Origin of the sequence: Streptococcus suis (genome assembly GCF_046032115.1) — a bacterium.
In the GTDB taxonomy this organism is placed as follows: domain Bacteria; phylum Bacillota; class Bacilli; order Lactobacillales; family Streptococcaceae; genus Streptococcus; species Streptococcus suis_AJ.
Map to the genome: position 1 here is coordinate 1 of NZ_JARQOZ010000032.1, position 12,444 is coordinate 12,444.

Annotated in this window: 16 protein-coding genes; 14 read left to right on the forward strand and 2 right to left on the reverse strand. The window is 41.6% G+C overall.

What is annotated here, in order from left to right; translation table 11 throughout:
* The first annotated feature begins 93 nt into the window (after positions 1–93).
* On the forward strand, positions 94–1,122 hold the full coding sequence (locus tag P7J36_RS09025) for a threonine aldolase family protein (protein ID WP_408551922.1): 1,029 nt from the start codon (positions 94–96) through the stop codon (positions 1,120–1,122).
* On the opposite strand, the gene P7J36_RS09030 is transcribed toward P7J36_RS09025, so the two are convergent.
* Positions 1,117–1,524, reverse strand: coding sequence for a hypothetical protein (locus tag P7J36_RS09030; protein ID WP_408551923.1), 408 nt, complete (start codon positions 1,522–1,524; stop codon positions 1,117–1,119). The genes P7J36_RS09025 and P7J36_RS09030 overlap by 6 nt on opposite strands.
* Before the next feature lie 58 nt (positions 1,525–1,582).
* The gene (locus tag P7J36_RS09035) at positions 1,583–1,996 is read right to left on the reverse strand and encodes a DUF6556 family protein (RefSeq protein WP_398581807.1); all 414 of its coding nucleotides are present in this window, start codon (positions 1,994–1,996) and stop codon (positions 1,583–1,585) included.
* Between the two features lie 111 nt (positions 1,997–2,107).
* On the opposite strand from P7J36_RS09035, the gene P7J36_RS09040 reads away from it, so the two are divergent.
* The 13 genes from P7J36_RS09040 (at position 2,108) to P7J36_RS09100 (ending at position 12,430) form a co-directional block, all read left to right on the forward strand.
* Positions 2,108–3,250 carry a cysteine desulfurase family protein gene (locus P7J36_RS09040; protein ID WP_408551924.1) on the forward strand — a complete coding sequence of 381 codons (1,143 nt, stop codon included), beginning with the start codon at positions 2,108–2,110 and terminating at the stop codon, positions 3,248–3,250.
* A gap of 1 nt (position 3,251) precedes the next feature.
* Positions 3,252–4,469 carry a tRNA uracil 4-sulfurtransferase ThiI gene (gene thiI / locus P7J36_RS09045; protein ID WP_408551925.1) on the forward strand — a complete coding sequence of 406 codons (1,218 nt, stop codon included), beginning with the start codon at positions 3,252–3,254 and terminating at the stop codon, positions 4,467–4,469.
* A gap of 117 nt (positions 4,470–4,586) precedes the next feature.
* Positions 4,587–5,915, forward strand: a complete 1,329-nt coding sequence (gene brnQ / locus P7J36_RS09050) for a branched-chain amino acid transport system II carrier protein (RefSeq protein WP_408551935.1) — start codon at positions 4,587–4,589, stop codon at positions 5,913–5,915.
* A 279-nt stretch (positions 5,916–6,194) separates the two neighbouring features.
* Positions 6,195–6,509 carry a 50S ribosomal protein L21 gene (gene rplU, locus P7J36_RS09055; RefSeq protein ID WP_002941330.1) on the forward strand — a complete coding sequence of 105 codons (315 nt, stop codon included), beginning with the start codon at positions 6,195–6,197 and terminating at the stop codon, positions 6,507–6,509.
* A gap of 46 nt (positions 6,510–6,555) precedes the next feature.
* Positions 6,556–6,849, forward strand: a complete 294-nt coding sequence (rpmA, locus tag P7J36_RS09060; RefSeq protein ID WP_009909754.1) for a 50S ribosomal protein L27 — start codon at positions 6,556–6,558, stop codon at positions 6,847–6,849.
* Between the two features lie 298 nt (positions 6,850–7,147).
* Positions 7,148–7,333, forward strand: coding sequence for a GNAT family N-acetyltransferase (locus P7J36_RS09065; protein WP_398581810.1), 186 nt, complete (start codon positions 7,148–7,150; stop codon positions 7,331–7,333).
* A gap of 35 nt (positions 7,334–7,368) precedes the next feature.
* Entirely contained in the window at positions 7,369–8,283 is a 915-nt protein-coding gene (locus P7J36_RS09070; protein ID WP_408551926.1) for a LysR family transcriptional regulator, read from the forward strand.
* On the forward strand, positions 8,276–8,740 hold the full coding sequence (lspA, locus tag P7J36_RS09075) for a signal peptidase II (protein WP_044667785.1): 465 nt from the start codon (positions 8,276–8,278) through the stop codon (positions 8,738–8,740). The genes P7J36_RS09070 and lspA overlap by 8 nt, the downstream gene beginning before the upstream one ends.
* Positions 8,724–9,617, forward strand: a complete 894-nt coding sequence (locus P7J36_RS09080) for an RluA family pseudouridine synthase (RefSeq protein ID WP_257384564.1) — start codon at positions 8,724–8,726, stop codon at positions 9,615–9,617. The genes lspA and P7J36_RS09080 overlap by 17 nt, the downstream gene beginning before the upstream one ends.
* 80 nt (positions 9,618–9,697) lie before the next feature.
* Complete coding sequence (locus P7J36_RS09085; protein WP_012775074.1) at positions 9,698–10,036, forward strand: zinc ribbon domain-containing protein YjdM; 339 nt, start codon at positions 9,698–9,700, stop codon at positions 10,034–10,036.
* 47 nt (positions 10,037–10,083) lie between these two features.
* On the forward strand, positions 10,084–10,731 hold the full coding sequence (locus P7J36_RS09090) for a Pr6Pr family membrane protein (protein ID WP_408551927.1): 648 nt from the start codon (positions 10,084–10,086) through the stop codon (positions 10,729–10,731).
* Positions 10,732–10,929: 198 nt separating this feature from the next.
* Positions 10,930–11,451 (forward strand): bifunctional pyr operon transcriptional regulator/uracil phosphoribosyltransferase PyrR, encoded by a 522-nt coding sequence (pyrR, locus tag P7J36_RS09095; RefSeq protein WP_011922318.1) that lies wholly within the window; start codon positions 10,930–10,932, stop codon positions 11,449–11,451.
* Between the two features lie 55 nt (positions 11,452–11,506).
* Positions 11,507–12,430 (forward strand): aspartate carbamoyltransferase catalytic subunit, encoded by a 924-nt coding sequence (locus P7J36_RS09100; RefSeq protein ID WP_029186380.1) that lies wholly within the window; start codon positions 11,507–11,509, stop codon positions 12,428–12,430.
* The last annotated feature ends 14 nt before the right edge of the window (positions 12,431–12,444 follow it).

Below are 12,444 nucleotides of genomic sequence, written 5' to 3' on the forward strand. Positions count from 1 at the left end.
AAGTTAGTTGAACCGCCGTGTGCCGAACGGCACGCACGGTGGTGTGAGAGGGACTAGAAATTAGTCCCTACTCGATTCATTTAGGAGAAAATCATGTTACATTTTGAAAATGATTATAATAAAGGTGCCCACCCTGCCTTGCTAGAAGCCTTAGTTGCAAGCAATCAAGAGGGATTATCCGGCTATGGCACGGATTCCTATACAGAGTCTGCTATAGAAAAAATTAAAGTGGCAACTGCCTGCCCTCATGAACAAATCACTTTTTTGACAGGTGGTACACAGACCAATCAAATTGCCATCTCTTCTATATTGGCATCTTATGAGGGTGTCATTGTAGCAGATACTGGTCACATTTCTACCCACGAAGCAGGAGCGATCGAATTCACGGGACATAAAGTAATGACTTTGTCGCATAAAGATGGAAAAATTTCAGCAAATGACGTGGATAGCTACATTAAAGACTTTTACGCAGATGCTAATCATGCCCATATGGTTCATCCTGGTATGGTCTATATTTCCCATCCAACAGAGTATGGTACACTTTATAGCAAGTCAGAGTTGGAAGAATTATCCCAAGTTTGCCGCACCCATAATATCCCGCTTTTTTTAGATGGAGCTCGTTTGGGTTATGGTCTTGCTGCTCGTGAAACGGATCTTGATTTGAAGATAATTGCAGAGCTGACAGATGTTTTCTACATTGGTGGGACAAAACTAGGTGCCTTGATGGGGGAAGCTTTGGTATTCACCAAGAACAACCAGCCTAAGAATTTCGTATCGATCGTCAAACACCATGGTGCTTTGTTGGCGAAAGGAAGAGTGGCGGGTGTCCAGTTTGATTGCTTATTTACTGATGACTTGTATCTCGAATTGGGGCGTCATGCTATCGCTATGGCAGAGCAGCTCACCCAGATTTTGGAAGAAAAAGGTTTTCCATTCTATCTCAAATCACCAACCAATCAGCAATTCGTTATTGTTAAGAATGAAGAATTGACTAGACTGACTGAAGCTGGCATTGCCTATGGTTTCTGGGAAAAGTATGACGACAGCCACAGTGTTGTCCGCTTTGCGACCAGCTGGTCAACTAGTCAAGCGGATATTAATGAATTGAGAAATAGATTATAGGAAGCAAAAAAAGAAAGGGTTAGCCTTTCTTTTAGTCTGTAAATAATGATAGCGATAAACTGCATAACGTTCAATAATGCGATAGCCTATTCCACCTAAAATTGCTTTGATGATGAAGACAAGATGTTTGGATAGGGGGGCTTGGACAGTCAATCCGAAAAGGAAACCCAAGATAATCCAAGCAAGTACCGCCCACCATAGATGTTTGAATGGCGTGTATTGTCCATCTCTCTCATTGACTTCATTAGATACCCTTACTGCACAGCTGGCTAAGATAACGATTGGAAGAAGTGAATGAGTGTTAAACGGTGCTGGTAACAATGATGCCAACAGGAAGATTTCAATGAATGAAAACAGTAATAACCAAACTAAAATAGGTATCCTGAGAATAAAGTGCTTCATCTTGCACCTCCTGAAATTAGTATATCAAATCCAAGAAAGCAAAACAAATATTTATGTGCTATTGATTAGAAGTCGTTTCGGATGCCCCACTAGTTACCTCTGTATTAGTGCTGATTTCTGTCATTGTCTCCGAAGCTTGGGTAGCAGACATTTCTGTAGACGAGGAAGAGGCAGTAGACTCTACTGAAGAGCTGGTCTCGGTTTGGGTTGAGGATGTTGTTTCGGAGCTTGAACTTGTTGAATCTTGTTCTTCTGTTAACGGATTGCCGGTTGATGATTGGCTGGGGCTGGTGGCACTGGATGATGAAATGGTAGTACTTGGAGATGTTGAGAATGCGGTCGTTTTAGCAGTAAAAGTATAGATTGTAATGCAGGCAGTAATTATCCCTAAAATAGATCCGATAAATGTTAAATATTTTTGAAAATTAGTTAAACCAGCCGGTTTTTTATTTGTATTCTTACGTGTATTCATGATGTACCTCCACCTTTAGTTTAAGATAGGAAGTTTAAAACTATCTTAAAGAGTGGAAACAAGATGTGAAACGTGATAAAATAGGACTATTGCAAGCAAAGGAATGAAAAAATGATTTATTTTGACAATGCAGCCACGACTCAGGTCTATCCAGAAGTTCTCAAGACCTATACGGAAGTGGCGACAAAAATCTGGGGTAACCCATCCAGTCTCCACAACCTAGGCAGTCAGGCAACACGTATTTTGGAAGCATCTCGCAAGCAAATAGCAGAATTGCTTGGCAAGGACAGCAAGGAAATCTTTTTCACATCAGGTGGTACGGAAGGTGACAACTGGGTCATCAAGGGAGTGTCATTTGAAAAGGCTCATCTGGGCAAGCACATCATCGTGTCAGCTATTGAGCATCCAGCGGTAAAAGAGTCAGCGCTTTGGCTCAAAACGCAAGGTTTTGAGGTGGATTTGGCTCCGGTCAATGCCAAAGGTTTTGTGGATGTTTCAGCCTTAGAAAGCTTGATTCGTCCAGATACCACACTGGTTTCTATCATGGCCGTCAACAATGAAATTGGTGCCATTCAGCCCATTCAGGAAATTTCTCAACTGTTAGCTGATAAGCCTACCATATCCTTCCATGTGGATGCTGTGCAGGCTATCGGTAAGGTGCCAACGGAACGGTATTTGACAGAACGAGTTGATTTTGCTAGTTTTTCAGGTCACAAATTCCACTCTGTCAGAGGAGTAGGTTTCGTCTATGTCAAAGCAGGCAAGAAAATTGCTCCGCTATTGACAGGAGGAGGACAGGAAAGCGACAAACGCTCAACTACGGAAAATGTGGCTGGTATTGCCGCGACGGCTAAAGCACTCCGCTTGACTTTGGATAAGGCAGCAGATAGCCAGAAGCGACTGGCAGCCATGAAGCAAATCTTGGTGGATGAATTGGGCAAATATGCAGATGTGACAGTCTTTTCTGGTCTAGAGCACTTTGTGCCAAGTATTGTGACCTTTGGGATTAAGAACATCCGAGGCGAGGTCATTGTCCACGCCTTTGAAGACCACCAGATTTACATTTCGACCACCTCAGCCTGCTCTTCCAAGGCTGGAAAACCAGCTGGAACACTGATTGCTATGGGTGTACCGCAGAAGTTGGCTCAAACTGCCGTCCGTATCAGCTTGAATGATGACAACGATATGGGGCAAATCGAACAATTCCTCACGATTTTCAAACAAATTTATCACAACACACAGAAAGTAAGGTAGAATGAACTATTCAGAAATTATGATTCGCTATGGCGAATTGTCAACCAAAGGGAAAAACAAGATGCGGTTTGTCAACAAACTCCGCAATAATATCAAACATGTCCTTTCTGTTTACCCAGAAGTGACCGTTTATTTTGACCGTGACCGTGGTCATGTCTATTTGAATGGGGCGGATTATCAGGAAGTTTCAGCTTCATTGAAGAAGATTTTTGGAATCCAAAATTTTGCACCGTCATATAAGGTTGAGAAGTCTGTTCCAGCTTTGAAAGAGGCGGTTGTGGAGATTATGCAGTCCATTTACAAGGAAGGGATGACTTTCAAGATTGCGGCACGTCGAAGCGACCACAGTTTTGAATTGGATAGTCGTGACCTCAACCAAGTCCTTGGAGATGCGGTTTTCTCAGCCATTCCAAATGTGCAGGTTCAGATGAAGTCGCCAGATATTACTCTGCGGGTGGAAATTCGTCCTGACGCTGCTTATATTTCCCATGAAGAAATCAAGGGGGCAGGTGGTCTTCCAGTTGGTACATCTGGAAAGGGAACGCTCATGCTATCAGGTGGTATTGATTCGCCAGTTGCGGGCTACTTGGCTCTCAAACGTGGGGTTGAAATCGAAGCATTACACTTTGCAAGTCCGCCTTATACTAGCCCAGGTGCCCTTAAAAAAGCCCATGATTTGACTCGTAAATTGACTGCCTTTGGTGGTAATATCACCTTTATCGAAGTGCCGTTTACAGAAATTCAGGAGGAAATCAAGGAAAAAGCACCTGAAGCTTATTTGATGACCTTGACACGCCGCTTCATGATGCGGATTACAGACCGAGTACGGGAAGAGCGTGGTGCTATGGTTATTATCAATGGTGAAAGTCTAGGACAGGTTGCAAGTCAGACCTTGGAATCCATGCAGGCTATCAATGCGGTGACAAATACACCTGTTATCCGTCCAGTCGTTACCATGGACAAGTTAGAAATCATTGATATTGCTCAAGAAATTGATACCTTTGATATTTCCATCCAGCCATTTGAGGATTGCTGTACCATCTTTGCCCCTGACCGTCCAAAAACAAACCCTAAAATCAAAAATGTCGAGCAATACGAAGCCCGTATGGATGTAGAAGGCTTGGTAGAACGTGCTGTGGCTGGGATTATCGTAACTGAAATTACACCGAAAGAGGAAGTACAGGACGAAGTAGATAGTTTGATTGAAGACTTATTATAGTCCTATCATCAAAACTTATAGTTATAAATCCAGTTTTTACTGGATATTTTTATCTAATCGTTCGGAAAAATCGAATTTGTATGATATAATAAGACTTCAGAAAAATATAAAGGAGCTATTATGAAAAAAGGAGCCCTAACAGGTCTACTCCTGTTCGGTATGTTTTTTGGGGCAGGAAACTTGATTTTTCCACCTGCACTCGGTGTTTTGTCTGGTGAGAATTTCTGGCCAGCTATTTTAGGATTTGTCGTATCGGGTGTCGGTATTGCCGTCATTGCACTGATTGTCGGTACCTTAAATCCAAAAGGTTATGTACATGAGATTTCTCGTAAGATTTCTCCAGCCTTTGCAACGGTCTATCTTGTTGCCTTGTATTTGGCGATTGGTCCTTTCTTTGCCATTCCGCGTACAGCAACAACGTCCTTTGAAATTGGTATTGCACCATTGTTGGGCGATGTGAATCAGGGACTCTGGTTGTTTGGCTTTACAGCTCTTTACTTTGTGGCAGCTTATCTGATTGCCCTCAATCCGTCGCAAATCTTAAACAGTATCGGACGTATTTTAACCCCTGTTTTTGCCATTTTGATTGTGATTTTGGTTGTGTTTGGTATTGCCAAGTATGATTCAACTAGTCCGCTACCAGCTTCGGAGGCTTATTCAGCGGGACAGGCTTTTGGTACAGGATTTATTGAAGGATACAATACCCTTGATGCCCTTGCCTCAATTGCCTATAGTGTTGTAGCGGTGAATACCTTAAAACAGCTTGGTTTCTCCAACAAGAAGGAGTATGTCTCAACTATTTGGTCTGTTGGTTTTGTTGTAGCCTTAGCTTTCTCAGCACTATATGTCGGTTTGGCTTTCCTAGGAAATCATTTCCCAGTGCCTGCTGATGTTTTGGCTTCTGATACCAATAAGGGTGTTTACATTCTTTCACAAGCAACACAGGCTATTTTTGGACCAGGTGCACAGATTTTCTTGGCCGCAATGGTAATCGTGACTTGTTTCACGACGACGGCTGGCTTGATTGTTTCTTCAGGTGAATTTTTCGCTGAGCGTTTCCCACGTTTCAGCTACAAGGTATATGCGACTATCTTTACTTTGATTGGCTTTGGGATTGCCAACCTCGGTTTGAATAATATCATTACTTTCTCAGTCCCAGTTCTTTTGGTTCTCTATCCGATAACCATCTGTATTGTCTTGATTACCATTGTGAACAAATTTGTACCGCTTTCGACCTACGGTATGCAGTTAACTGTGGGAGTAGTGACAGCTTTGTCATTGGTAGAGGTGTTAGCAGGTCAATTCAACTGGACTGCTGTTTCAAAAATCATCTCAGCTCTGCCATTGGCAGGGCAATCATTAGCATGGTTATTACCAGCTCTTGTCGGAATCGTCCTCTCTCTATTCTTACCAAACAAGCAGGAGAGCGAAGTTTTCGAAATGTAAGAAAAGTGATACAAAACACTTGCATTTGCAGGTGTTTTTGTTATAATAGGACTGTTGACTATGCACACATCCTGTGCAACCGCACGAATGCCGTTGCTCTGCAAAAATTAAGCTCAAACGTCGTTGACTTAGCTTGGTGAGCCTAAGTTCTACCTGCGTCTGCGTCGCCTAGTCTGAACTTAATTTTTATTGAGCAAGATAAAGTGGTTCGTCCCACGGTACTAGGCGAGTCTTCACATCAAATTCGGGCAAGGCCCTAAAATCCATAGGAGGTGCATAATGAGCACATACGCAATCATTAAAACTGGCGGCAAACAAGTTAAAGTTGAAGTCGGTCAAGCTATCTACGTTGAAAAATTGAACGTTGAAGCAGGCCAAGAAGTTACTTTCGAAGAAGTAGTTCTTGTTGGTGGTGAGAAAACTGTTGTGGGTACTCCACTTGTAGCAGGCGCTACTGTTGTTGGTACTGTTGAAAAACAAGGTAAACAGAAAAAAGTTGTTACCTTCAAGTACAAACCTAAAAAAGGTAGCCACCGCAAACAAGGTCACCGTCAACCTTACACAAAAGTTGTTATCAACGCTATCAACGCTTAATCGCGTAGCTTGAAGCAATCATTACAGAAATTCGGAGGAATAACATATGTTAAACTTGAATCTTGCTAACTTGCAATTTATGGCCCACAAAAAAGGTGGAGGTTCAACGTCAAACGGTCGTGACTCACAAGCGAAACGCCTTGGTGCGAAAGCTGCTGACGGCCAAACTGTATCAGGTGGTTCAATCCTTTACCGCCAACGTGGTACAAAAATCTACCCAGGAGCTAACGTAGGTCGTGGTGGAGATGACACTCTTTACGCTAAAGTAGAAGGCGTTGTACGCTTCGAACGTAAAGGTCGCGATAAGAAACAAGTATCTGTTTACCCAATCGCTAAGTAAAAAAATGGTCCAGTGGACCATTTTTTCTTGCCTTTTTGAATTAAATGAAAGGCAAAGGTTCGGGGAACCTTTTTAACAACTCTCCTTGAAATAAAAGAGAGAGTTGAGCTAGAGATAGCAAACAATAGGCTTTCCGAGTTGTTTTCGGAGAGTCTTTTTTTTGTAATTTGATTTTGATATTTTTAAAAGTGTACGATAGAAGTGATTCGAGACGGCAATATCATCTCTATAGGATAAAAATATTTTGCCTTCTGCACTGTTGCGCTTCCTATAAGTTCTACGTTCAGGAGTAGATGAAATGTCCAGAGGAAGTGGGATAGGTTCCAACTTAGTAAAATTAGCCATCGATGATTTGGCGAACAGAAATTCCAAATCCTTTCAAATTGCAGTTGAAGAAGAGAAATTAGGAACCTGGAAGTTATATAAGAGAAGAATAGTCTATTTGCGAAAACGCAAGAGTTCAGCAAATTCTTGCGTTTTTTGATATAATGGAAAAAGCAGTTTTAAGAGGTATCAGGTATGAATATTCAACAATTACGCTACGTTGTAGCCATTGCCAATAGCGGGACTTTTCGTGAGGCAGCAGAGAAAATGTACGTTTCCCAGCCTAGTTTGTCTATTTCCATTCGTGATTTGGAAAAAGAGTTAGGTTTTCAAATTTTTAGCCGAACTAGTTCAGGAACTTTTTTGACACAAAAAGGGATGGAATTCTATGAGAAAGCCCAGGCTTTAGTTAAGGGATTTGATCAGTTTGAGCATCTCTATTTGCAACCTGAAGAAGGTGAGAAGACTTTTTCAATTTCAAGTCAGCATTATGATTTTCTTCCCCCATTGATTACGGAGTTCTCTCGTAGCCACCCGCAGTACCCTCATTTTCGCATTTTTGAATCGACTACGGTACAGATTTTAGATGAGGTTGCTCAAGGTTATAGCGAGCTTGGTATTATTTATTTGAACGAGAGAAATACAAAAGGAATCATGCAGAAATTGGATAAACTTCACTTGCGAGCTGTAGATTTGTCTGCATTTCAGACGCATATCTACCTTCGTGAAGATCATCCTTTGACAAAGAAAGCTGAGATTGAGCCAGCAGATTTGGTAGGTCTACCTACCGTACGGTTCACTCAAGAAAAAGAGGCTTATCTCTATTATTCCGAGAACTTGATTGATACGTCGGATTCCTCGGTTGTGTTTGATGTGACAGACCGTGCTACTTTGAATGGAATTTTGGAGCGTACGGATGCCTATGCAACTGGTTCGGGCTATCTTGATGATGAGAGTGTCAATGGCATTACAGTAATTCCTCTCAAAGGAAAGGTAGACAATCGCATGGTCTACGTTAAACGAGCCAATGATGAACTTAGTTCTTGTGCCAAAGACTTTATTGAAACCATGCAGGCATATTTTGATAAGAAGAAGGATGAAAATGCGTAAAATTGGATTTCCATTTTTGATGGTAGTATTAATTGGCCTGGATCAGCTTGTAAAAGCTTGGACAGTTGCCAATATTGAATTAGATACGGTAACGGAATTTATACCAGGATTGATGAGCTTAGCTTATCTAAGAAATTATGGTGCAGCCTGGTCGATTTTACAAAATCAGCAGTGGTTTTTCACGATAATGACAATTGTTGCCGTGACAGGCCTAGTGTGGTACTATATCAAACAGATCAAGGGCAATATCTGGACTTTATTCAGTCTGTCTTTGATGATTGCTGGTGCTCTTGGGAATTTTATTGATCGTCTTAGACTGGGATATGTGGTGGACATGTTTCACTTGGATTTTATTAGTTTCCCTGTATTTAATGTAGCAGATGTTTGTCTGACAGTTGGTGTAGGTATTTTATTTATTTGTATTATGAAAGAAGAGAGTAATGGAAGTAAGAGTTGAGGTTGGTGGCATTCGTTTGGATAAGGCATTGTCGGATTTGACGGATTTGTCTCGTTCGGTTGCAAATGAGCAGATTAAGGCTGGTCAAGTTTTGGTCAATGGACAGCCTAAAAAAGCTAAATATAGTGTACAGGTTGGGGATGTCCTAACCTATCAAATTCCAGAAGTAGAAGAAATCGACTATGTTGCTGAGGATATTCCTTTAGAGATTGTCTTTCAGGACGAGGATGTTGCTGTTGTAAATAAACCTCAAGGGATGGTCGTTCATCCGTCGGCTGGTCACACGTCTGGAACGCTAGTTAATGCTCTCCTTTATCACGTAAAAGATTTGTCAGGCATCAATGGTGTCTTGCGACCAGGAATTGTTCATCGGATTGATAAGGATACTTCTGGCCTGCTCATGGTTGCTAAAAACGATGAAGCACATACAAAGCTTGCTGCTGAATTGAAAGATAAGAAATCCCTTCGTAAGTATTGGGCCATTGTACACGGCAATCTACCAAACGATCGCGGAGTAATTGAGGCGCCGATTGGTCGTTCTGAAAAAGACCGCAAGAAACAAGCGGTGACTGCCAAAGGGAAAGAAGCGGTGACACGTTTTCAGGTTTTGGAGCGTTTTGGTGACTACACTTTGGTGGAATTGACATTGGAAACAGGACGAACTCACCAAATTCGTGTCCACATGGCTTATATTGGTCATCCGGTTGCGGGTGATGAAGCTTACGGCCCAAGGAAAACACTAAAAGGGCATGGCCAATTTCTTCATGCCAGAACGCTTGGATTTACCCATCCGAGAACTGGTGAGGTTGTTGAATTTACAGCAGAAGCGCCAGCTATTTTTCAGGAGGCACTTGAAAAACTGCGCAAGGCTGAATAATAGTATGAAAACCTTATCATCTTGCCCATTTTTTCAACAAATGCTATACTAGAACATGAAAAATGTTAAGGAGAGTAAGAATGGAAACTTTACCAAATTGTCCAAAATGTAATTCTGAATATGTCTATGAAGACGGTGCCCTCTTGGTTTGCCCTGAGTGTGCATACGAATGGAACCCAGCAGATGTAGCTGAGGAAGAAAGTGGACCTGTTGCAATTGATGCTAACGGTAATCGTTTGGCGGACGGCGATACTGTGACGCTTATCAAAGACTTGAAAGTGAAAGGTGCGCCTAAGGACCTTAAACAAGGTACACGCGTTAAAGGCATCCGTATCGTTGAAGGCGATCATAATATTGATTGTAAAATTGATGGTTTTGGTGCCATGAAGCTGAAATCTGAATTTGTTAAGAAAATCTAAGAGAGAGGGCTGGTTAACCAGTCTTTTCCTGTTTTTGAAAGGATATTATGAAACATCAAAGTATTTTGTTTTACAGTAGATGCCTGTTAGCTATTTTAGCCATCACAGGTACCGCCTTAGAAATCATTAAATACGGTATCGGGATGCTCATGTATTATACGGTACAATCTAATTTATTGGTATCTCTGTTTGCTGTCTATATGGTCTATGCCATGCAGAAGGGGGTTGACTTACAATCGGCAAAGTTTTTACGGCTCAAGGCAGCAGTAACCATGTCCATCATGATTACTTGTGTAGTCTATCACTTTATGTTGGCCCCTTTGGCAGAAGATTTCTGGCGCGTGGAAAATCTGCTTTGTCATTACATTGTTCCCCTTTATTTCCTGCTAGATACCTTGCTTGTGGACCGACAACGACAGTACAAGTGGTTTGACCCGATTTGGTGGACGCTTTTGCCTGTTCTCTACATGGTTTTTGGTCTAGTGAATGGTCTTTTCATAAAAATTCCAATCCCAGATGCTAAGGACAGTCCTTTTGCTTATTTCTTTCTCAATGTCCCTAAGTATGGTTGGACCTATGTTTTGACTTATGCAGGTACAATTTTTGTTGCTTATCTGATTTGTGGGTTTATGTTGGCGGGACTTAAATCCATAAAACTTAAGACTTCATTGTCTTTTGGAAAAAATTCTCAGTAAAATCCGATAATTTCTATATTTTTTCAGAAAAAAATTGTCAAGGCCGAGATTTTATGCTATACTCTGCTTAATAAATCCTTTAAAACCTGTCCAGAGAGGCAGACAAGGAGTCGGATGTTAAGCAGGTTGGTTCTAACTAGCCTATATTTTCATAGTCTCCTTGTATAAGGAGACTTTTTCTATACTTTTGGAGGTCTTATGAAGACAAAAGAAATCGTTGACGATATGACTATGAAACGGGCGATCACCCGTATCACTTATGAAATTATCGAACGGAATAAGAATTTGGATAATATTGTCCTTGCAGGGATTAAAACACGGGGTGTTTTCATTGCAAAGAGGATTCAGGAGAGGCTTAAGCAATTAGAGGGTATCGACGTTCCGTTGGGAGAGTTGGATACCAAGCCGTTTCGAGATGACATGAAGGTAGAAGATGATACGACAAATATGACTGCCAATGTCAACGATCGTGATGTTATATTAGTAGATGATGTGCTTTATACAGGACGAACTATTCGTGCTGCTATTGACAACATAGTGTCCTTGGGCCGTCCAGCTCGTGTTAGTTTAGCGGTACTTGTGGATCGTGGACACAGGGAGTTGCCTATTCGAGCAGATTATGTTGGGAAGAATATTCCAACTAGCCGTTCTGAAGAAATCATTGTGCACATGGCTGAAATCGATGGTCAAGACGCTGTCCTTCTGGTTGAAGGGGCATAGTCGCTTCGTTTACAAATTATCATTCTACAGCTAGATCATAAAGGTAGGTATCATCATGACAATTACAAATGGTAAAGTTTCACTCAAACACTTGGTTACAATGGAGACCCTCTCAAATGAAGAAGTATTGGGACTCATTCAACGTGGTATTGCTTTTAAACGCGGTGAAAAGGTAGAGTTGGATCGGAAGTACTATGCTTCTAACCTTTTCTTTGAGGATTCAACTCGGACGCATAAGTCTTTTGAAATGGCAGAGCTTCGTTTGGATATGGGAATGATTGACTTTGATGCTCGTACCAGCTCAGTCAATAAGGGTGAAACCTTGTATGATACCATTTTGACCATGTCGGCACTTGGTGTAGACATTTGCGTGATTCGTCACTCAGAAGTGGATTATTACAAGCAATTGATTGATAGTCCTACCATTCAGACTTCAATTGTTAATGGTGGTGATGGTTCAGGTCAACACCCAAGCCAATCCCTACTTGATTTGATGACTATTTATGAAGAATTTGGAACTTTTGAAGGCTTGAAGATTGCCATTGCAGGTGATATTACACACTCACGGGTTGCTAAGTCCAATATGCAAATTTTGAAACGTCTGGGAGCTGAGATTTTCTTTGCTGGACCGGAGGAATGGTACGCAGAGGAATTTGATGTCTATGGTCAGCATTTGAATATTGATGATATTGTGGAAACGGTAGATGTACTGATGTTGCTCCGTGTGCAACACGAACGACATGATGGTGATGGTGGTTTCTCTAAAGAAACTTATAACCGTTTGCATGGTTTAACAGAGGACCGCTACAAACGCTTGAAAGATAGGGCTATTGTCATGCACCCAGCTCCTGTCAATCGTGATGTAGAAATTGATGACCAATTGGTAGAGGCGCCAAAATCACGTATTGTCCGTCAAATGCAAAATGGTGTCTTTGTTCGGATGGCAATTTTGGAAGCAATTGTCAATGGCAAGGCTTAAAAGTAAACTGTTCA

Excerpts from the sequence above, each read along its gene's own strand:
- P7J36_RS09025 (WP_408551922.1), top strand. The coding sequence starts at position 94 with ATGTTACATTTTGAAAATGATTATAATAAAGGTGCCCACCCTGCCTTG.
- P7J36_RS09030 (WP_408551923.1), bottom strand. The coding sequence starts at position 1,524 with ATGAAGCACTTTATTCTCAGGATACCTATTTTAGTTTGGTTATTACTG.
- P7J36_RS09035 (WP_398581807.1), bottom strand. The coding sequence starts at position 1,996 with ATGAATACACGTAAGAATACAAATAAAAAACCGGCTGGTTTAACTAAT.
- P7J36_RS09040 (WP_408551924.1), top strand. The coding sequence starts at position 2,108 with ATGATTTATTTTGACAATGCAGCCACGACTCAGGTCTATCCAGAAGTT.
- thiI (WP_408551925.1), top strand. The coding sequence starts at position 3,252 with ATGAACTATTCAGAAATTATGATTCGCTATGGCGAATTGTCAACCAAA.
- rplU (WP_002941330.1), top strand. The coding sequence starts at position 6,195 with ATGAGCACATACGCAATCATTAAAACTGGCGGCAAACAAGTTAAAGTT.
- rpmA (WP_009909754.1), top strand. The coding sequence starts at position 6,556 with ATGTTAAACTTGAATCTTGCTAACTTGCAATTTATGGCCCACAAAAAA.
- P7J36_RS09065 (WP_398581810.1), top strand. The coding sequence starts at position 7,148 with ATGTCCAGAGGAAGTGGGATAGGTTCCAACTTAGTAAAATTAGCCATC.
- P7J36_RS09070 (WP_408551926.1), top strand. The coding sequence starts at position 7,369 with ATGAATATTCAACAATTACGCTACGTTGTAGCCATTGCCAATAGCGGG.
- lspA (WP_044667785.1), top strand. The coding sequence starts at position 8,276 with ATGCGTAAAATTGGATTTCCATTTTTGATGGTAGTATTAATTGGCCTG.
- P7J36_RS09080 (WP_257384564.1), top strand. The coding sequence starts at position 8,724 with ATGGAAGTAAGAGTTGAGGTTGGTGGCATTCGTTTGGATAAGGCATTG.
- P7J36_RS09085 (WP_012775074.1), top strand. The coding sequence starts at position 9,698 with ATGGAAACTTTACCAAATTGTCCAAAATGTAATTCTGAATATGTCTAT.
- P7J36_RS09090 (WP_408551927.1), top strand. The coding sequence starts at position 10,084 with ATGAAACATCAAAGTATTTTGTTTTACAGTAGATGCCTGTTAGCTATT.
- pyrR (WP_011922318.1), top strand. The coding sequence starts at position 10,930 with ATGAAGACAAAAGAAATCGTTGACGATATGACTATGAAACGGGCGATC.
- P7J36_RS09100 (WP_029186380.1), top strand. The coding sequence starts at position 11,507 with ATGACAATTACAAATGGTAAAGTTTCACTCAAACACTTGGTTACAATG.